This window comes from Fischerella sp., assembly GCF_013388695.1.
Classification (GTDB): Bacteria; Cyanobacteriota; Cyanobacteriia; order Cyanobacteriales; family Nostocaceae; genus PCC9605.
The window spans coordinates 1-20931 of sequence record NZ_JACAEU010000154.1 but is presented as its reverse complement, the minus strand read 5'-3'; the positions used below and the strand labels follow the sequence as shown (position 1 = coordinate 20931).

Here is a 20931-nt window from a genome sequence, read left to right as displayed (position 1 = left end):
TAACGTTCCCAATCAGCGGCGGCAGATAGCCTCAAACTCAACACCAGCGGTTTTCGTCCGTCCGCTGCATTGGGGTTGTTATACTGCGCCATCATCTAGCCAATTCTTCAACTGTTTGTTTGACCACTGATCTGATATTCTCTAAACAGCAAGAGCCTTGGGGATTATTGACTTCGCAGCCGCAACGTTTTGCTTTAATGTGAGTCGTAATCATATCGACAGCATTGCTCTCCCCCGACTGGTTAAGCTCTTCACGAATGCGTTGGCGACTCCAACCAAAACAGTAGCAAACAGAAACATCGCCATTCACATTTTTTTGAAAAACAGATACTTTCAGATCAGCCGTTGTGAAAGTTTGTCCCTGCTCGGAAAAGTAAACAACTGGACAATTGGGACTTGGACAAAACCCGTAAGCAGTCGCTGGATTTAATTGCTCTAGTGCAACTGGTACTAGCAAGCTTTTTAGAGTGATGAGTTGGACAGGTTTTCCTTTTGTACCATCCTGCGGACAGAGACGCTGCCAACGAGATCCACTCTCTTTATTAGGTGAAGATGGACAACAGCATTCAGTCATTGTTGCATTCCTCCACGTCTATACCGACGATATGAAACAAATGTGATGATCAGCATCACAACTAGGGCAGGCAGCAAAATGTAATCTAGGTAGCCAATCACAACCCCTAAACCAATTGCACTTAGGGTTACAACGAGGACAGGTGTAAAGCAACATAGAGCAACTATGACTGTTCCTGATACACTCGCCCAAAACGCAACTTTTGGCTTCATAGCAATTTATCCTGAAAAACAATACAGTTTGCGGATTCTCCTTTTTCAGCAAGGTTGTTTTCACAATGCTGAATTAGCGGTAACAATTCACTTTTCAACTCCCGTAACTGGGCGATCGCCTCTTCAATTTGGCTGACTTTACTCACCAGTTTGGAATGAATCTCATGGCAGGTCGGTGCTTCACCATCTATATATCGTCAATATCCAACCATTATACAGAATATTTCCGTATAATTACCTAATTTGGGGTGGATATCTAGAATTTTTCTGGATATTATCCGAAAAAGCATCGTGAGGCAGAATTTTTCCGTATATTAACCTAATTTTGTGCGTAAGTACAATATTTTCAGTGTATTCCTCGCTGATATCCCGAATATTTCCGCATAATATCCAAATTAGGACATTAGACGGAAATTTTCTGGATATTATTTTATGGAACAACGCCCAAAAAAGTTGATGGAACAGGTGCAAGATGCTATTCGACTTAAACATTATTCATACAAAACAGAAAAAAGCTATATTGGCTGGATTCGACGCTATATATTTTTCCATAATAAGCGTCACCCGAAGGATATGGGAAGTGCTGAAATCGAGGCATTTTTAACAGATTTAGCAGTGAACCAAAAAGTTGCTGCATCGACTCAAAATCAAGCTTTGAACGCCATTTTATTTCTTTACAAAGAAGTTCTAAAGCAAGATTTAGATTTAAAAGTAGATGCAGTCAGGGCAAAACGTTCTAAATATTTACCAACTGTCCTCACAAAAGATGAAGTTTTTGCCATTATCAAACAAATGTCAGGTGTGCATCAACTCTTAATTAAATTACTTTACGGTACAGGTTTACGGTTAACTGAAGGACTTAGCTTAAGGGTTAAAGATATTGATTTTACCCAACAACAAATTATTGTCCGTGATACAAAGGGAAATGAAAATCGGGTGACTATGTTACCTGAAAGTATCGCTGAAGAATTAAAAATTCATTTACAAAGTGTAAAAATTCTACATCAACAAGATTTACAAAAAGGCTATGGTTCAGTTTATTTACCTTTTGCGTTAGAGAGAAAATATCCGAGAGCAAAGTATGATTGGATTTGGCAGTTTGTTTTTCCTTCGAGTAGCATCTCAAAAGACCCGCGTAGTGGAGAAGTTCGTCGTCACCACCTTCATGAAAGTAGTTTACAAAAAGCATTAAAACAAGCGGTTCATCAAGCTGGTATTCAAAAAAAGGTTGGTTGTCATACATTTCGCCATAGTTTTGCTACACATTTGCTGCAAAATGGCTACGACATCCGCACGGTTCAAGAATTACTAGGACACAAGGATGTGAAAACAACAATGATTTACACTCACGTTCTTAACCGTGGTGGGCGAGGTGTTCGCAGTCCACTTGATTAATAAATAATATAAGGGCTACTCTGATTCACCCTCAACTGATGTACTTTGCTGAATCTGCTCAGTTAGGTTCTCTTCCCAATTATTGTCATTTAAGTCTATGCTGATCATCCGTCCAGCAGCTGATGAACGGTCAATATAAGCCTGAAAAGCGACGATATCTTCTCGATGACTCAGCACATATTGCCTTAACTCATCAAGGCTCATTGCTTCATAATTAGTGGTTGTCATGGCTCGTATCCTCCCGTAGGCTTGATCTCGAAATCCAAATTCTCTCCAGCTAGCACGTATAACCTGCCAGTCCTCTCGTCTATGCGAACAAGCTCAATACTTTTATATTGCCATCCCGGATATATGACGTTAGTGAGTCGGTAACACAATCGATAAAGTCCCTGAGTTTGTTCATTTGTTGGATTCATGTCATACGTACAGCTTAACTTGCCAACTCATGGTAGTAGCTTTGGTGCAACAAATGCTACGCAAGCTAGTTATAAGCTTGTAGTGAGGACTTCAGTCCTCTTCCTTGACAGCAAGGACTAAAGTCCTGACTACAAACAAGTTTTATACATAATGTGAGAACAGAGATTCTACTGCTTCACCCCCTTCATCGATAAACCAATCCGCTTCAATTTCTCATTCACTTCCAACACTCTTACTTTCACAACCTGTCCCACCTTCACGATTTTCTTTGGATCGTCCACAAACCTGTCAGCAAGTTGGGAGATATGCACCAAACCATCCTGATGCACACCAATATCCACAAATGCACCAAAATTGGCGACATTGGTAACTATCCCCTCTAATTCCATCCCTACTTTCAAATCGGAAATCTCTTTAATTCCCTCTTGGAAGGTGGCATACTTAAACTCAGCGCGGGGATCTCTACCTGGTTTTTCTAATTCTTTAAGGATGTCGCGTAGTGTTGGTTCGCCTACGGTGTCGGTGACGTATTTTTTCAGGTTTGTCTTGTTGAGTTTTGCGGCAATTTGCGTCACCTGTTGTAAGGGTACAGCTAAATCTTTAGCGATCGCCTGCACCACCGAATAACTCTCTGGATGTACGGCGGTATTGTCCAAAGGATTCTCACCACCGCGAATGCGGAGAAAACCTGCTGCTTGTTCAAACGCCTTTGGCCCCAACTTCGGTACCTTCAGTAGTTCCCGGCGATTTTTAAAGGCTCCGTGCTGGTTGCGGTATGTGACAATATTGTTAGCAACCGTGGGCGTAATGCCAGAGACGAAAGTCAAAAGTTCCTTAGAAGCTGTATTCAAATCTACACCAACGTAGTTAACGCAGCTTTCTACCGTTTCATCCAACTTCTTTTTCAGTAACTTCTGATCCACGTCGTGTTGATATTGTCCCACACCAATAGATTTGGGGTCGATTTTCACCAGTTCCGCTAAGGGATCTTGCAAGCGGCGGCCGATACTAATTGCTCCGCGCACGGTAACATCTAAGTCGGGGAATTCTTGTGCTGCAACTTTACTAGCACTATATATAGATGCACCCGACTCATTGACAATAACTTTAATTGGTTTGCGTTCTATAGTTCGCAGCATTTCCGCCACAAACTCGTCTGTCTCGCGAGAAGCTGTACCATTACCAATAGCTATTAACTCTATTTTGTACTTATCAATCAGATTTTTGAGAGTTTGTGCAGACTTGGCACGTTGTTCTAGTGCTTGGTGAGGAAATACCGCCTGGTATTCCAAAAATTTTCCTGTTTCGTCAAGTATTGCAACTTTACACCCAGTTCTAAACCCCGGATCTATCGCCATCGTCGGTTTCATCCCCGCAGGTGCAGACAGCAGCAATTCTCGCAAATTTGCTTCAAATGTCTTGATCGACTCAATGTCAGCGTACAGTTTCTTCTCTGAAATTACCTCACCGATCAAAGAAGTTTTCATCAGACGGTTAAATGCATCTTTAACCATTTCCTGGTAAAAATTGCGGATAGGGCGATGTTTGGAGCGAATTTCCTGTGATTCTAAATAGGAAAGCACCATATCTTCATTAAAGGAGATATCAAAACTCAACACACCTTCATTTTCACCGCGACACAATGCTAGCAAATTGTGAGGTGCAATATTTTTTACCTTTGCCTGATAGTTACGGTACATCTCGAACTTCGTCGTTCCTTCAGGATGCTCATCTTTGATCCGAGAGACAAATATCCCTTCTTCTAACAAATATTCACGCAGATATGCGCGTAACTCTGCTTTTTCCGCGACTTCCTCTGCAAGGATGTCAGCAGCACCCTTTAGCGCTTCCTCTGCTGTTTTGACTCCCTTTTCTAGGGAAATATACTTCTGTGCTTCTGCTTCTAAAGGAATAGGTGCAGCATTTTTGGTATTCAGCGACTTGATAAATTCTGCCAAAGGTTCCAGTCCTTTTTCTCTCGCAACGGTGGCGCGGGTGCGACGCTTGGGACGGTAGGGTAAATATAAATCTTCTAGCTCTGTTTTTTGCAAACAGGCTGCAATTTTTGCTTTGAGTTCGTCGGTAAGTTTACCTTGTTCGGCGATCGCATTTAAAATTACTGTTTTTCGTTCTTCTAGTTCCGTTAAGTAAGTATATCTATCTGCCAATTCGCGCAGCTGGACTTCATTCATTTCCCCAGTGCGTTCTTTACGGTAACGTGCAATAAAGGGAATTGTTGCACCCTCCGCCAGGAGTTCCAGCGCGTTTTGCACCTGATAGGCTTTGAGGTTGAGTTCAGTTGCCAGTAATTGAGGAATGTTCAGCATCGGGTGTCAATGGAAAAAGTTACTCAATCAAGGTAATACGGTAGATTGATGTGAGAAGGCAAGTGTAGAATGTTAAGCTAATATATTAGACTTTTTAGGAAACTTAACTAATTATGCTGTTGTTATTAATAGCGTATTATGGTCAAGAATAGCGCGTAGTAAATTTTACTACATGTATTTATAACAGCAGCCTTAATATCCACATACCACGCATATAGCGCTTCTGGTTTTAGTTCAGAGGTGAAGGAAAAATGCCTGTGTTGTTTCTGATACCACTTTTTACTGGTTTAGTAACTGCCTATATCTTCAAAAAAAGCACCGATGAAATCGGGCAGCTTATCGGTGTAGTCGCAGTTATTAGCCTAGCTTTAGGCTTGATATTAGCACCTTGGCAAGTGCAGCTTTTGTTGCTAGTAGTTGTCTTGGTTGGTACTCAAAAACTATTACAACAAAATGAGTACAAACTCAGACAGCAAAAAAAACAACAAGAGCAACCAAATTATAATCACAGCCGACAAGCAAGTAGTTCTGAGGTTCAAAAAATGGAGAATGAATTTACACGTAAGTATCGCGGTGTAAATTACTAGGACTTGACAGTTGAAGTTACAAAGGGAGAAATTGTTGGTAAGTATTGCACTCTCCCTTGGAGAATTCATAAGCTTTGCTTTAAAACCGACGTTGTGCGATGGTGGGGACACCCGCTAGCAGCGATCGCATAACTGGCTAAAAGGGTTAATATTCTTGACGTTAAAAAACTGTAACCAGTTATGGCGATCGTCAAGACAGGCGACCTATCCTAGAAAGTAAATTTCAGTGACACCATGCTATCTAGCCCCCAATCACTTACAAGTATCCTTACTCAGGGTGACTTACGTCGCGTGCATCACATTGCCTTGAATGTTAAAGATATGCAAGCTTCACGGCAGTTTTACGGCATTATCCTGGGTTTGCACGAATTAACAGGTGATGAAGTTCCCGCAACCCTGAAGGATTTAGTAGCGCAGGGCAAAGTAGCTAATTTTGTCACCCCTGATGGCACTATCCTAGATTTGTTCTGGGAACCAGAATTATCACCTCCAGATCCAAATCCAGAACGTACTTTTACTAGAGCTTATCATCTAGCTTTTGACATAGATCCGCTCAGTTTTGACCGCGCTGTTGAAGTACTCAGACAAAATCAAATCGCGATCGCCCACGGCCCAGTCACCCGTCCTACCGGACGCGGCGTTTACTTCTATGACCCCGATGGCTTTATGATAGAGATTCGCTGCGATCCTGTTTGATAGGTAGTAGTTAGTAGATAGTGGTTAGTAGTTATTGGTTGCTAACTATTAACTATTAACTCTTGACTCTTGACTCTTGACTCTTGACTAAAATGCAGATTTTCCAAGTTATCGAAGACGCAATCAAAAAACCTCCAATTCCACACGAACCCGCAAAACAGTCATTAAAAGCTTGGGCGATGTATTGCTTGCGAGACAGAGGTTTTAAAGTGGTATACGCTCAAAATGCTGACTTTGCTATTGAAACGAGGAATGGCGAAAAGCTTTATTTTAACGTCTCAAATACTGGTGATAATTTAGATCATAAGTTTGGTTGGATAGTTTGGGATAGTGTTACAAAAACTGCCAGCCTGATTCCTCCTCAATGATTTGAAGTTAAGAGGATGTCTAAAAAGTTGTGGGTAAGTAATTTGGGGACTTCCAATTAAAAAAATATCCAACCAATAGTTGTAGGGTGTGTTAACGCGACAGCGTAACGCACCCTTGTATCTTAGACTTTATTGCCAATTACCCACCAAAACATAAGAAGCCCAAAAATAAGGATGGGGAGGCAAAGACTTCAATTCATCAAATAACGGCTTACTCCGAAGAGACTTAATCTGTGACAATTGAGCTATCCTCAGAGCGTTAAGTTTTTTCACTCCTGGTTTTGTGAGTTCTTGATAGAATTCACCCATTAGTTGAGCGGTAGAAGCATCACTTACAGGCCAGAGAGTAGCAAGAGTGCTGCGTGCACCAGAACGTACAGCCGTTCCTGCCAAACCTAACATCGCTCGTTCATCACCAGTGGCAGTTTCACATGCGCTTAGCACCAGTAATTCCAAATTACTCTCTTGTTCTCTCAATAAATTACTCAACTCGTTAATACTGATACTTTTGCCATCCCCTGTAATAATAAAATTCTTTTGGGGATTAGAACTGAATAGACCGTGAGTTGCTAGGTGAACAACAGGGAAATTCTCTTTCAGCTGGTTTTGGATAGTTTGAGTGGTGAACTCTTGATTGAGAAGCTTTAAAGAACTAGGAAAAGCTTCTTTAATTTCTTCTAATTCCTTTGGTACATTCACCAATGCCGGAAAAGTTTCTCCTTGAATCTGAACTTGCTTACTGACTCCAGCAGCTAAAACTTTGATTTTTTCCCGCTTGAGTAGTTTCGGATCTATAAGTTGCAGGCTTGGCACCAAAGCAACACCATATTGTTCGATCAGATATTTTTGACCATTGTATAAGGCTGCCATCGGCACTTTTTGCAATCGACCATTCAGCACAAAAACTAAATTTTTGATTTGATTGGTATTTAACTGTGTCTCGACAGGTTGAATTAACCAGTTGTATAGCTGTGCAAAAATTGGTAAAAGTGTCTGGATATTTTCTTTTAATTCTTCTGGATCTGGGTTGGCAGTTGCTAGGATATTGCGAGCAGAGTTATTAACAGTAACATTGTCTAAGTAATCGTAAAGCCGATCAAGCGTGTCATTTACTTTCTCTTCACTGACGGGAATTGCGAATTGCTGTAGAGGTTTTCCTGGTAAGGAAAGGATAATTTCTAAGCGGTCTTTAAAAATAAAAGGATAGATAACAGCTGCTTGGGTATCGATATCATCAATCTGAATGGCGATATTTGTTTCCTCAGAACATGGATCTTGAAAAAAGTTATCTAATTCTGCTAATTGCCAAGATTCTATGACTCTACGGGCAAATTCTAAGCGGTTTTTTGGTTGGTTCTGCTCAAACTTTGCTTGGGTAATATTGGGATTCGACACTACTAGGGAATTTAGCTCATCTGCACCCAGTTTTGATTGCAAAAGCAAATCTGCTAGTTCTACATAAACGGGTTTGACTTCTTTGAGAAAGTCAAATTGGATGTCTCGATTGTTGGCGTTTAAATCGCTACGGAGGGACTGAAGAGTATTATAGGCTGCGGTGTAAGCTGCGATCGCCCCTTTTGTATCTCGTTGTTCTCTAAGGAAACTACCTAACTGCGATTGCCATAAATAAGTAATTTCCCGTGCATCTCCAGTAAAATTTTGTTCTTGAGCTAACGCTAGGGCTTGCTGAGTTAAGGCGATCGCCTGATTTAACTGCTTTTGTTGGTAGTAAAATTGACCAAGATATCCCAAAACGTAAGTTTCTGCCCGCCGATCTTGTAAAGTACGTGCCTGTTGCAGTGCTGCATCCAAAACAGGTTTGGCTTTGTCTAGTTGTTCGGTTTTAATGAGACAGTCAGCAAAGCTAATCTGAGCGTAGATAACTGCCCGATTTGGAGGAACAGTGGCAAGGGTAGATTCAATTTGAGTTTGCAAAGTTTGGGCATTTTGGCTGAGTTGGGATTCCAACTGAGACAAAAAATCTTTGGCGCGTTCAATCAACTGGGATTCGCCAAATCTAGTCCAAGAAACGATGCGCCGACTCGTCTGTTCTCTCCACCATTTTTGGTTTTCTAGTAATAGTTTATAGTGATTGAGTTGTGCTGAAATTTTCACCACTGGTGGAGATGATGCCACAGTTGCTGCTTGCGTATAGTACTTGAAAGCTTGCTGGTAAGGGGCTAGAGCAGAGTCTGGGGATTTTTGGTCGATGATGGCTGTAATTTGTTCGTAATCCCAGCGATCGCGGATTTGGTTGCCTAAAGCTCGTTCGGTGTTGCCTAAACTCAGCAAAACAGCACTCGATTCTGGTGATTTATTCAGTACTGCTAAACTCAACTGCAAGACTTTTTGAGATTCCTTAAGCAATCCCTGTTTGCGGAGAACTTCACCAAGGCTACGCAAGCCAGTCGCTTGGGTGAGTGAAAGAGAGTCTCGCTTTTGGGAAATATTCGTGAGGAAACTGTTTAGTTGCGATTGGGTGCAGGTTGGTTTATCAACAGCAAAAGCTTGGAGTAAAGTTTTGCAAGCTTTGGGATATAATCCTAAATCTTGGAGAGCCTGGGATTGGTTAATCAGACTCTTATTCATCCCCTCGCGATCGCCCTGTTGCTGATAAGCTTTAGCCGCTGCTTGCCAAAGCTTTGCTGCTTCGTCGAATTTGCCTGCATTATATAGTTGTTGTCCTTCTTGTGCCAGTTGTAGCGCACGAGTAGCAGAATTCGGAATCGGAGATTTGGAATTCGACCAAGCTGGAATGCTGAGAGTAGAAATCAGTCCCAATAAAATTGAAAGCGTCAAGACAACTAGACGACGGTAATTTCTGCCTCCTGTTTTGAAAGTAACCTCACCCCCTTCCCCTCTCCTTAGCAAGGAGAGGGGTGTCCGATCGGACGGGGTGAGGTTTTTCTTTGAGACTGCCTTCAGCCTTCCTTTCAAAACAAATTGTACTCCAGTTGAAAATACACTCCGTTTTCTTGCCATGTTTCTCGCCTCGAATCAATATCCACTAAAGGAATACCCCAGTCCAACCGGGCTGTAAAAGTTTCTCCCATCTGCCAGAGTAAGCCAACTCCTATACCCACTAAGGTATTGGGGTTTGGATTGTTTCTACCTGTATTCCAGCCAGTACCAAAATCAATAAATGGTGTGATTTGTAAAACTCTGTTGTTCTGCGAAGATTGGAAAATGGGCAGCCGTGCCTCAACAGAAGTAAAAATGCCATTGTCGGTAATCACGGCATCTTGAGGATAACCCCGTACTGTTGCTTGTCCCCCCAAACTCAACTGTTCTATAGAAAGAAGAGAATCGCTTGCTAGTTGCACGCTGGAACGAACAAACAGGGTAGGATTGACGGCGGGCGTGTTTTTTACCTCTCCAAAACGACGCAAATACAGCAATTGTCCCCGCCAGAGAAAAAACTGGCTATCTGGTTCATTGTTGTTAACAGTAGCACTAAAGGCACCGATGCCCAGACTAAACTCAGAACGAGCTGCTAAGACTTGTTGACGGCTCCTTTGCAACCATTCTTGAGCAAAATTCAACTCCGAAACACGGGTTTTTCCATTGGCATCTGCTCCTGGAAACAGAGGAAATTCAACTCCCAGAATGGAAGAATCACTTTCCCGCCTAGCTACCCCCAGACTGAGGGCAAGTTCTTGACTGATTTTAGGACTAGCAGTTTGAATAACTGGTTGACGAAAGTAGAGTTCATACTCGCGAGACTTTACCTCAATATCCAAATCATCAAAAGGTGGTTTAACGATCTGGTTGTTGGTAATTCGGTAGTTAAAGCTCAAAGAGCCATTGCGAGGATTGACTGGCAAAGTATAACTGCCCTCAAATCTATTGCTGCCATCAGTGTTGCGATAGCCAACAATAAACTCATCTCCCAGTCCTAACAAACTTGCTTCTGATATCTCAATCCCACGCTCAAAACTGCCAACGCTGGGGTTGCGATTATTATTTAGGTTGAGTTGAGTTTGAAAAGTTTTGGCTCCTGTAACTGTTACCTCCAGGGAATTAGTACCGGGTTTAGTGCCAGCAGTAAGTTCAGCATTTAAACTTTCAATCCGAGGATTAAGTTGCAGTAATTGCAGCGACTCCTGTAGACGATTGATATTCAGAGGTGTGGAAGCAGCAACAGCAATGCGGCTGCGTACGTAATCAGAATTCAGCCGTCCTTTGACGATATTGACATTAATATCTTGCAAACTGCCTTCCAGCACCTGAATTTTGACAATCCCCGATTGGATCTCTTGACTGGGTATGTAAGCTCCAGAAGTAATGTAACCCTGTTTGAGATAAAGTTGAGTGACTTGATTGGCAGCTTGCAGAAGCTGAGCAAAAGTGATGGGTTTCTTGGTAAAGTTAGCCGTCGCCTGCTCTAACTCTTGTTGGCTAAATACAGTGCTACCAACAAACTCAAACTTTTCTACGACAATCGTCCCTGGTAGATTCTGGATTTGATCGGGAGTTGGAGGTGCTGTAGGCGGAAACTGGAGAGGTTTTTCTAAAGGAGGTAAAGGAGTAGGAGCAGGACGGGGTTGTTCTTCTGGAGTTGGAGTAATAGGATTGACCGATTGTGCCCACACAGAGGATGTGTGGGAGAGCATGGGCAGCAAAAAGAAGGGAAGTAGGGGCAGATTGATCGCGCCTCCAAAGATTGGTAGACGGGTAGATGAAGAGAAGAAAAGACTGGTAGATGAAGAGAAGAAAAATATCTTTGTGTTTTTGCGTCCCTGTGTTTTTGCGTCTTGTTTCTGTTTGTTTATCCCCTTGTTCCTTTGTCTGTGTGATTTGGGTTTAATTAGCATGACACGATGATGAAGTTAAGCCAGAACCGTAGGGGATAGCTGTAGGGGCAGATGCTGTCAGGACGATCGCACCTTTGGGGTTAACATACCAACCTCGGGCTGGGGGTGGTAGTTGTTGGGTGTGGGCTTTGGCTGTGGCGATCGCTCCTGTTGAAGAATTTTCTGCTTGGGTAGGAGCAGACTCAAAACTAATCAAGGCTTCACTGCTAAGCGGTTCACTGGGTCGGGGTGGCAATCCTCCGCGTCCGGTGATGGTAAACTCACTCTGACCAGGTTTCCTGTTGGTTGGACAGACTTGTGCTACCACTTCTTCCGGTTTAGCGATCTCTTGTGGCAAATCGATCGCTTCTTGGTTGGTAGTAGTATCCGGTGTAAATATTTCTACTTCACCATCTACTCCTAAATCTGAACTGGCACTAATCTGACATTCCGGGCAAACAAAGAGTCCTTGGGTATTGATACTGATGTTTCCTCCTCTACCCTGAAATGCGTTAGCAGTAATTTTGCTACCTTCGAGCAGCGCAACAAAATCAGTGGGGCTGAAGCCAGTAATGGTGATGTTACCACCGTTACCAGTTCCACCAGCTTCTGCCGATATCTGACTGCCACGGCGCATTCGTAAGGAATCTGTCTGTAGGAAAATGTTGCCCCCTTCACCGGATGCGGTTGCAGCTGTGATCCCACCTTTTCTATCCAGGAAAGTAGAACGAGCATTGATCTTCACACTGCCGGCATTGCCGGATCCCTGATTCCTAGCAGTTACTTGAGCACCTTTCGTGACAATCAATTTACTTGTATTAATTGTCACGTCCCCAGACGCTCCACTTGGTACCGGAGGTACTCCAAAAAGCCGTTGGGCGACTTCAGATGAAGTGTTGGCACCAGAACTGATCAAACTGGGAATGGAAGTTCCAGGTATTGTGCCGCTCACTTCCACGGAGTCAGAGGCATTTACGGTCACACTTCCTGCGGCACCAGTTGCGGTAGTAGAAGAGTCAACCCGTGCTCCATCGCGAACTATTAATCTGGGTGTGTTAACAGTCAAGTTACCAGCATTTCCCCGACTAAGGGTTGAAACACCCACAGCACTTACAATCTGTAGGCTTGGTTCTACACCGATGACTTCTACAGATTCAGTTGCGTTGATTGTAACATCTCCTCCAGAACCAGTTCCAAAAGTTGCAGCACCCACAGGCGCGCCATCAAGAACCTTTAGCTGACCGGTTGATAGATTCACATTTCCCGAATTTCCAGAACCAAAGGTTGAACTACTAATAAAGCTGAGCGCGTTGGGATTAAAAGGTGCGAACCCAATCACTTGTATCGAGTCAGAGGCATCCACACTGATATCGCCACTTGCTGCGTTTGTAAAGGAGGAAGTTGATATATTGGCTCCACCCCGGACAATTAAATCCTGGGTTGAAATACCAATATCTCCTCCCTTACTACCTCCCAAGGTTATGGGAGAAAAGAACACAGGCCTCCCTTGTACAACGCTTCCTCCTAATTCGGAAGTGATACCACCTCCACTATCTAAAAAAATAGAACCAGCGTTTACTCTCACATTTCCAGAAGTTCCTGAACCTTGATTGCTTGCTGTTACCAGAGCGCCATCTGTAACACTTAATTTCCCCGTGTTAATTGTCACGTCTCCAGAGGAGCCAGAAGGAACGGGAGGTAGTCTTAATAACTGTTGCAAGGGAGGATCGACAATATTGCCAGAGGAGAGGATCAGACTGGGATTGACAGATCCTGGTACTCTGCCACTCACATCTACTGAATCTTTGGCATTAATTGTAATGCTGCCAGCAGGGCCACTCGCTAAAGTGGAAGCATCTACTCTGCCTCCATTTCGGATCGCTAAACGCTGAGTGTTAATTGTGACGCTACCGGCTTGGCCTGGGCCTCCTGTACCAGAGGTGATTTGACTGGGTGCAAAGACTATTGGTGCTACTCCGATGAGTTCCACCAATTCAGATGCGTTCACAAATACATTTCCCCCTGAGCCAGTTCCAGCTGTTACAGATGCAATGTTTCCTCCATCTGTTGCTGTTAACTGCTTGGTTGATAGTGTGAGTTTTCCGGCATTTCCTGGGCCGAAAGTAGTAGCAGAGATGGTACTAAAACGATTCGGGTTTACAGATGAATACCCATTTACTTCTATCGATTCAGAAGCATTCACTGTAACATTGCCGCCTTGTGCAGCAGTGAAATTAGCAGCAGATATGACACCTGCATCCTGAACAACTAGGCTTGGAGTGGTAATGTTAATATCTCCATTCTTGCCACCTCCAATGGTTTCAGTAACTATGTTGGTGGCAATCTGCCCGTCTGGTGTGGTGCCAATTAATTTCAAAGATTCAGATGCATTAACGTCAATGTTTCCAGCTGATTCTATCCCTTGAGTTTGAATTAATACGGCCGATCCATCACTAAGGTTGATATTTCTGCCCTGTAACTGGATCGAACCGCTACCAACACCACTAGCGTCAGCAATTGAGCGCGATCGCATCTCGATATCTTTCCAAGCAGGTACGCCCTGATAGCCCAATGTCCAGCCACCAGCAGTAGGATTGAGACTAACCAAACCTTCACCCACACTACCTAACTCAATCCGTCCTCCCTCGGCGGTCAGAATACCTCCCTCTAAGCTGATATTGCCACCGACCAAGGCTAGGGTTTGCCCAGGCTGCACTTTCAAACCAGCAGTACTACCCCTAGTAAAGGGTGAAAATATTTGACTTTCAAGGGATAAATTGTGCCCCTGACCTTGAACGTTAATTGCTGCTGAATTTTGCCCAAATTGCAAGCCGACTGGAACGCTGATTGTCAGTACAGGAGAGTTCTGAATATTGGTGGCGCTAAACTCTGTACCATCGGTAAACTTGAGGCTACTGGCCGTACTTCCTAAAAAAGAGCCACCTATGTTTAGTTGAGCATTGGCACCAAAATTAATACCACTCGGATTAATTAAAATCAAATTAGCGCCGTAGTTTTCTTTGATTAATCCATCAATATTAGAAATTGAGCCGCCTGTGACTCGATTGATAATGTTGACAATATTATTAACATTCGCGCTGTTTTTAAAAAAAGCTTCGCTACCATTGGGCACAGAAAATTCTTTAAAACTGTGGAATAGGTTGCTGCCAGCTTGTGCTCCTCCAGTGATTTCAAAGACTTTATCTATTTGATTAACATTAGTTGGAATCGTGCCATCTGCGGAGATTTGTGCTTGCGCAGGGCAGCTAGCAAATATACAGCAAATAACCGTACTGCTAACAAATAAAATTTGCTGAGCAACCTGTTTCATCTTGAATTTAAAAATTAACAGATTAACTTCATTGAACACTACTTAAGTTCTCTTTTTTTGTCAAACTTAAGTAAATTTAACTAAAAAATAGTATATTAAAATTGAAAATTCGGTCAAGAAAGGATGTGACTCTGTGAACAAAAGGCTATCTTGGGTCACCATTTTGGGCATGGCTCCGATATTCGCATTCTCTGCTGTAGCAACAGTTGCTCAGCCTAGTCCAGTTTCTTCTACCATCAACATCACCTGTAATACTGACACCAGTAGTACACCCACGGCGATCGCCACTTCCTCTGCTCAAGGGAGTGCAAGAAATATTACAATTATCAGCTTCTTGCCTCAATATTTCTCAACTCAAGATGCTGTGCAAAACTGCCAAAATACAGCTAAAATCTTGCAGGAACTATACAAGACAGGGCGTGCTCACTACTTAACCAATGACAAGCTTAAAGCTCAACCTGTAGTTTGCGCTGTCCAACGTAGAGGCGTCGGTTGCAACCATTACAGCGCTCAGGTTTTATTTGCTCTCGACGCCAAGGTTAATTCCTCTCAAGCTTTATACGAGATGCTTGGTAGCGATTTTAAGCAATCACAACCTCCTGATTCCAGGACTGTCAGTCGGATTTACGTTGATATCAAGTCTAAGCCTTGGTGGCAGAAGCTATTCTAAAATTATCGGCTGCAATTGGTTTTTGCTTCCTCTGCAGCCTGATAATCTGGCTTGAGTTTGAGAGCTGCTTCTAAAGCAGCAAATCCCTCTTGAATTTGAGATGACTTACAAAACGTTAATCCCATGTAATACCAAGTTTCTGCTTTTTGAGCATCTGTCAGCCGATGCTCTTTAAGCATCTGTTGAAATTGAGCGATCGCTGCTTTGTATTGCTGCAAATTTTGGAGTGCTAGACCCCGACCTCGCTGAGCAGTAAAATATCCGGGATCGTATATTAATCCCTGGTCATAAGCAGCAAGAGCTTCTTTGTATTGTTGCTTTTGCGCTAGCACCTTACCTTTGTGGCTAAAAGAAACTGATAACTCTCTGATGGTTTGCTGTTGCTCATCTACTTTCTCAGCTTTGTGAATTTTTTGCAGCAGCAGATTAATTGCCTCATCAATAGTAATAAGCGCCGTATCGCTTTGCTTAAGTGCGATCAGTGATTCGGTTTTATTAATCCAAAATACAGGGTCTTGCGAGTCGAGAGCAATAGCCTTGTCAAAGGCAGAAATGGCCTCATAGTATTGCTTGAGGTTATGTAGAGCCTCTCCTTGACAATTCCAAGCATATACTGCTTTTGGCTCGATGATAGTTGCTGTTGAGCAGGATTCCAACATCTTGTTATATTCCTGCAAACCAGCCAGTGCATAACCTCGGTTTGTCCAAGCTTGATAGTAATTACTATCAATATTTAAAAGTTGATCGAATTTGGCGATCGCTTTTTTGTATTCTCCTTGGTGAAATAGTTCATTACCTTGTTGAAAAAGATTTTTTACCTGTTGGTTCCGAAAGATATTTAAGCTCACGATACTCAAACCAGCTATTGCCAGTAAAATCCAAATGCTTTTAAATATTACGCCTCTATGATTAGAAATCAAATTGTTGGCTTCAAACAGAGTGATTGTTGGAGTTGCTTTAATAGAAACACTTTTAGGTATAGTAATGGTTGAAGACGAGGCTTGAAGCCATTTTGCTAATTCTTGCTCAACCCAATCCAGATTAAAAACAGATTGGTAAATGCGGTTAGATATTCTTAATTTATTCTCTTGTTTTACAACTAATCCTAAATTAAACAACTCTGTTTGGATTGGACTGTCTTGAATAGAAACTTCTCCCTGTTGCAAGATTTGTTGATACAAACTCAGCAACCACATCGGCTTGCAGTGCCGATTCTCAACTAAAGCCTGTCGAATAGCTTGCAAATGTTCAGCTGCTGCCTGATTTTCCCAATTTTCAAGCAAGCGAGTTCGCACTAACTGTTCCACTCTCACCGCTTCTTCACCAGCCGGAATAAAAGTTTCACTATCACATATCAATTGACACAGCTTTTGAGTGAGAAAAGGTTGACCGCCTGTCCAGGATAGCACCTCTTGTAGCAAAGTTTCTGGAAAACAAGCTTTTTCATCTAATTTGAATAACTTAATCGTGTTTTGGATAAAAGGTTGTAATCGCACTAATTCTTGCTCAACCCAACCCGGATTAAAAACAGATTGATAGATGCGGTTAGCTACTCTTAATTTCTTCTCTTGTTGGACAACTAATCCCAAATTCAACAACTCTGTTTGGACTGGACTGTTATCATGAATTGACACTTCTCCCTGTTGCAAGATTTGCTGATACAACCTTAGCAGCCATATAGAATCGCAGTATTGATTTTTGATCAAACCCTGTTGAATAGCTCGCAAATGTTCAGCCGCTGCTTGATGTTCCCAATTTTCAATCAAGCGAGTTTGCACTAACTGTTCCACTTTCGTTGTTTCTTCACCAGCAGGAATAAAAGTTTCACTATCACAGACCAATTGACACAGCTTTTGGGTGAGAAAAGGTTGACCGCCTGTCCAGGATAGCACCTGTTCTAACAAAATATCTGGGCGACTGGCTTTTTGATCTAATTTAAATAATTTGATGATGTTGTTAAGAAAAGGTCGTAACCGTTCTAATTCTTGCTCAACCCAACCCAAATTAAAAACAGATTGGTAGATGCGGTTAGCTACTCTTAATTTCTTCTCTTGTTTGACAACTAATCCTAAATCCAGCAACTCTGTTTGGACTGGATTGTGATGAGTAGGCACTTCTGTTTCTAACAAGACTTGCTGATAAAGCCTCAGCAGCAACATCGGGTCACAATGCTGATTTTCAACTATACCCTTGCGAATTGCCAGCAAATGCTCAGCTGCAACTTGAGTCTCCCAATTTTCAATCAAGCGGGTTTGCACTAACTGCTCTACTCTCGCCGCTTCTTCTCCAGCAGGAATAAAAGTTTCACCATCACATATCAATTGACACAGCTTTTGGGTGAGAAAAGGTTGAGCGCCTGTCCAGGATAGCACTTTTTGCAGCACAATTTCGGGACAATTAGCTTTTCGATCTAATTTGAACAATTTGATCGTGCTACGAATAAAAGGTCGTAGATGTGTTATGTCCTGGTGAATCCAACTCAAACTCGAAACAAATTTATGATTAGGATTAGATTCTTTTATGTTGCTCTCTTGTTGTACTGCTAATTCTGAATTTAGTGACTCTGCTGGTATTTGACTGCTATTACCATCTATAACTTCTTCCTGTTCCAAACTTGACTGGTATGGCTGACCTTCAGAAGTCAGATACTGTAAAAAAAAGCTGATTGTAGTTGGCTTGATCCAACCCTTGAGAACAGCTAATTCTCCAAATCTAAGTCCCATTTCTCTTTGCTCGTAGAGAATGGTTTTGATTTGATGCTCATTCAAAAGCCCAGCTTCTTTAAGATAATGACCTAAAGGCTGTTTCGATTCTTGACTTAATAGAGTCGGCCACTGCTCAGCGAAAAAATCAGCTGTTTCTTGTTTGAGCCATCCTCGCAAAGCTAAAATCTGCCCTATCCGGATGTTTTCAGCTTGGGTTTGCTCTTGTAGAGCTATCTCTATCTGTGTAGTTGAAATTAAGTCAGCCTGTTGTAAAACTTGACCTAACGGTTTGATAGGAAAGCTCATAGACATGAAGCTATCATAAATAGTGCAATAAACAAGTATGTAACTTATCTTAAACGAAAGTTTTGTTAGATATATTCAGTGTTTGATACATGACTGTTTAAAATCCATAACCTTTCTCCTTTGACCTTCAGTCTGATTCGATGTTCATGTATATAGCTTTATAGAATCTAGAGTAATTATAGTAGGTATTACTCGATCCCACATTCCGCACCCTGGGGTGTCACATAGCATAATCACTGAATTTTTCTTGTTTTTCAGCTATAAAATATACTTCTTAATCGTTCTTTCTCAGTTGATTCAAGGAGTTAAAGTATATGAAATAGCTTTATCTCCTTCTAAAAAACAGTAAAAACCGATTGTGACAGTTGAGGTGCGGAATGTCGGTCGATGGCTAATACTTGGTATTTTTTATACTGTATTTGCACTTAATATAAATATCTTTGTAGTGAGAACACTAGTCCAAATGTAGCTATTTTTGTGACTGTCAAGATTCACTGTAGAGAAATCAGGCTACATTTTTTCCTTGACTGCAAGCCGACATAATTTTAACTTTATTATTTGTACATAAATTGCTTTGCCATAATCTTAAAAATCAACCCCAATACCTATATGCAGTTAGCCTTGCATAATTAATTGGTGAGGATTAGTGCATGTTGTTAGTATTAATCATTTATCTTGCAAAATTAATGATGGCTAGTGACTACTGATAGTCTTAACAATCAAAAGTCCGATCTAGACGCAGTGTATATTAGTTTAAAAATTTTTATCCAGCAATCAGGCATCTAGCAGCTTGCTAGTAACTTTATGACAAGAAAATGCTTAGTCATTAGTCCTAGCATTAAAGTTGTTTAGTTTTTCCAAACTCATTGATATTGACAAAACTTTGACTTCGGACTAGTGACAAATGAACTTCATGCTCAGCATACCGAACCTAGAAAATTGTCTTTAAAAATCATCTATGCTTAAAAGTTATCGAAATAATTACAAAGAGATTTTTACACAAGCAAAAACAAATCCTAATGCTGTCCCAAAAGCAAAACTTCCTCTAGGGCAGTGGTTTGTTAACTTGCCAATTAACAGCAAACATTTAACTGCTCTGCTTGTGTCTGAATTGGCAATTATTTTCGGTTTAGGTATTAGTTCGACTTTAATTATTAATCGCAGTTTACAGGCTCAATCTCTCAAACAAGCAAAGTCAGAAATTAGCATTGCAGATGTTAATTACAACCTGAAATTTACTCAAATGGATTTTGCCTTTAATGGCCAGTCAAAAAATAATGCCATTATTAAGGCTGCCCAACTGCATTTACTTGGTCAGAATTTAAGCCAGCCATCGTACTCTGAAGTCAAGCAAATTCTCCAAAATGAAATTCAGACTCTCCGTATTGACTCTGCAACTCTAGTCGGCACAGACAGGCGGATTATTGTTAATGCCAATTCTAATCGCAGAGGCGAATTTTTTGATCCGCATGGCTTGGTGAGTGAGGTATTAAAAAACCCCAGACAAATTCAAGCGAACGTCATTGTTAAGAGATCGGATTTAGAAAAAGAAGTACCTAACTTAGTGCAAAACTTGAATAATCAAGATGCTCTTGTTCGTTACACAGTTACACCTGTTAAATCTCACAAAGGTAATCAAGTTATTGGTGTTTTGCTTGCTGGGGATGTTGTCAATGGAAAACAGTCGATTACACGGAGAACCCTCAAAGCCACAGGCGAAGGCTACACTGCTATTTACATGAACAAAGGAGCAGGAGATTTTGCCTTAGCTACAGCTTTAAATAAAAGTGAAGAAATCGACTTAAGTGAAGCTACACCTAATCTAGACTTACCCGATAAATCAATACTTGTACGAGCAGTATTGGATCAAGGTAAAGTAGTGACTGGACAGGTGGCTATTGGAAACCAAAACTACGCGATCGCCGCCAAGGCTGTTCCTAATAAAATCATTGCAGAACCCAGTCGGGATGTCCCCATTTTTGCAGGTGAATCAGTAGCCATTTTAGTACAGGGAAGCAGCCAAGATAATCTCCAGAATTTGCTTCAGCAAAATAGACTGCAATATGCACTGGCGGGTGTTTTTGGTTTAATTCTGATTGGGGTTTGGACATATACTCTCAAGCGAAGAATTCTGAAACCAATAGGAGAAATAGAAGGAAAAATCCGGAAATTTGCTGGTGGCGATCGCTCTGTTCGCATGGAAATTGACAGCACTGATGAATTAGGGCAATTGGCTGTCGCCTTTAACCAAATGGTAGAAACAATTTCTGAAAAAGCCATCCAGCAAGAAAATGAAGCCAAGCTAGCACAGCTAATCAATAAAATTACTCCTCGCATTCGCGGTTCCCTAGATACTGCACAAATACTGAATGCAGTGGTAACAACAATGCGAGAAGCCATCGAAGTAGATCGAGTCGTTGTCTATAGCTTCGATGAAAACTGGATAGGCAAGATTGTAGCTGAATGCGTAGGTGATAATTGGTCGTCCGCATTGGGTGCAGAAATTCCCGATCCTTGTTTTGCCAGAGATTACGTTGACAAATATCAAAC

At 41.8% G+C, this 20931-nt stretch carries 17 protein-coding genes; 7 read left to right on the top strand and 10 right to left on the bottom strand.

What is annotated here, in order from left to right; translation table 11 throughout:
- Positions 1-91: 91 nt before the first annotated feature.
- The 3 genes from HXY43_RS21035 to HXY43_RS21025 are packed head-to-tail and all read right to left on the bottom strand — an operon-like array spanning position 92 to position 932.
- A complete protein-coding gene (locus HXY43_RS21035; RefSeq protein WP_290887210.1) occupies positions 92-574 on the bottom strand; it encodes a (2Fe-2S)-binding protein in 483 nt (160 codons plus the stop codon).
- Positions 571-786, bottom strand: a complete 216-nt coding sequence (gene merF, locus HXY43_RS21030) for a mercury resistance system transport protein MerF (RefSeq protein ID WP_290887207.1) — start codon at positions 784-786, stop codon at positions 571-573. Before merF ends, HXY43_RS21035 begins: the two co-directional genes overlap by 4 nt.
- Positions 783-932 (bottom strand): hypothetical protein, encoded by a 150-nt coding sequence (locus tag HXY43_RS21025; protein ID WP_290887204.1) that lies wholly within the window; start codon positions 930-932, stop codon positions 783-785. Before HXY43_RS21025 ends, merF begins: the two co-directional genes overlap by 4 nt.
- 286 nt (positions 933-1218) lie before the next feature.
- Here HXY43_RS21025 and HXY43_RS21020 point away from each other — a divergent pair, with 286 nt between their 5' ends.
- Positions 1219-2181, top strand: coding sequence for an integron integrase (locus tag HXY43_RS21020; protein WP_290887201.1), 963 nt, complete (start codon positions 1219-1221; stop codon positions 2179-2181).
- 15 nt (positions 2182-2196) lie between these two features.
- On the opposite strand, the gene HXY43_RS21015 is transcribed toward HXY43_RS21020, so the two are convergent.
- From HXY43_RS21015 to HXY43_RS21005, 3 genes are all read right to left on the bottom strand, one after another.
- The gene (locus HXY43_RS21015; protein ID WP_026732325.1) at positions 2197-2409 is read right to left on the bottom strand and encodes a hypothetical protein; all 213 of its coding nucleotides are present in this window, start codon (positions 2407-2409) and stop codon (positions 2197-2199) included.
- Positions 2406-2597 carry a hypothetical protein gene (locus HXY43_RS21010; protein ID WP_026732326.1) on the bottom strand — a complete coding sequence of 64 codons (192 nt, stop codon included), beginning with the start codon at positions 2595-2597 and terminating at the stop codon, positions 2406-2408. Before HXY43_RS21010 ends, HXY43_RS21015 begins: the two co-directional genes overlap by 4 nt.
- 168 nt (positions 2598-2765) lie before the next feature.
- Positions 2766-4925 (bottom strand): Tex family protein, encoded by a 2160-nt coding sequence (locus tag HXY43_RS21005; RefSeq protein WP_290887196.1) that lies wholly within the window; start codon positions 4923-4925, stop codon positions 2766-2768.
- A gap of 251 nt (positions 4926-5176) precedes the next feature.
- Here HXY43_RS21005 and HXY43_RS21000 point away from each other — a divergent pair, with 251 nt between their 5' ends.
- The 4 genes from HXY43_RS21000 to HXY43_RS20985 all read left to right on the top strand — a co-directional run bounded on the left by HXY43_RS21000 (position 5177) and on the right by HXY43_RS20985 (position 6576).
- Positions 5177-5512, top strand: coding sequence for a DUF4278 domain-containing protein (locus HXY43_RS21000; protein WP_290887193.1), 336 nt, complete (start codon positions 5177-5179; stop codon positions 5510-5512).
- Between the two features lie 3 nt (positions 5513-5515).
- On the top strand, positions 5516-5644 hold the full coding sequence (locus HXY43_RS20995) for a hypothetical protein (RefSeq protein WP_290887191.1): 129 nt from the start codon (positions 5516-5518) through the stop codon (positions 5642-5644).
- A 102-nt stretch (positions 5645-5746) separates the two neighbouring features.
- Positions 5747-6208 carry a VOC family protein gene (locus HXY43_RS20990; RefSeq protein WP_026732331.1) on the top strand — a complete coding sequence of 154 codons (462 nt, stop codon included), beginning with the start codon at positions 5747-5749 and terminating at the stop codon, positions 6206-6208.
- A 92-nt stretch (positions 6209-6300) separates the two neighbouring features.
- Complete coding sequence (locus tag HXY43_RS20985; protein ID WP_026732332.1) at positions 6301-6576, top strand: hypothetical protein; 276 nt, start codon at positions 6301-6303, stop codon at positions 6574-6576.
- A gap of 129 nt (positions 6577-6705) precedes the next feature.
- On the opposite strand, the gene HXY43_RS20980 is transcribed toward HXY43_RS20985, so the two are convergent.
- From HXY43_RS20980 to HXY43_RS20970, 3 genes are all read right to left on the bottom strand, one after another.
- Positions 6706-9558 carry a CHAT domain-containing protein gene (locus HXY43_RS20980; RefSeq protein WP_290887186.1) on the bottom strand — a complete coding sequence of 951 codons (2853 nt, stop codon included), beginning with the start codon at positions 9556-9558 and terminating at the stop codon, positions 6706-6708.
- Positions 9510-11189, bottom strand: a complete 1680-nt coding sequence (locus tag HXY43_RS20975) for a ShlB/FhaC/HecB family hemolysin secretion/activation protein (RefSeq protein WP_290887183.1) — start codon at positions 11187-11189, stop codon at positions 9510-9512. Before HXY43_RS20975 ends, HXY43_RS20980 begins: the two co-directional genes overlap by 49 nt.
- Positions 11190-11379: 190 nt before the next feature.
- Positions 11380-14700 (bottom strand): S-layer family protein, encoded by a 3321-nt coding sequence (locus HXY43_RS20970; protein WP_290887180.1) that lies wholly within the window; start codon positions 14698-14700, stop codon positions 11380-11382.
- Between the two features lie 133 nt (positions 14701-14833).
- On the opposite strand from HXY43_RS20970, the gene HXY43_RS20965 reads away from it, so the two are divergent.
- Entirely contained in the window at positions 14834-15370 is a 537-nt protein-coding gene (locus HXY43_RS20965; protein WP_290887177.1) for a COP23 domain-containing protein, read from the top strand.
- Positions 15371-15372: 2 nt separating this feature from the next.
- On the opposite strand, the gene HXY43_RS20960 is transcribed toward HXY43_RS20965, so the two are convergent.
- Positions 15373-18387 carry a tetratricopeptide repeat protein gene (locus HXY43_RS20960; protein ID WP_290887174.1) on the bottom strand — a complete coding sequence of 1005 codons (3015 nt, stop codon included), beginning with the start codon at positions 18385-18387 and terminating at the stop codon, positions 15373-15375.
- Positions 18388-19339: 952 nt separating this feature from the next.
- Here HXY43_RS20960 and HXY43_RS20955 point away from each other — a divergent pair.
- Positions 19340-20931, top strand: a 1592-nt coding sequence (locus HXY43_RS20955; protein ID WP_290887171.1) for a HAMP domain-containing protein, incomplete at its 3' end; no start/stop codon positions are given.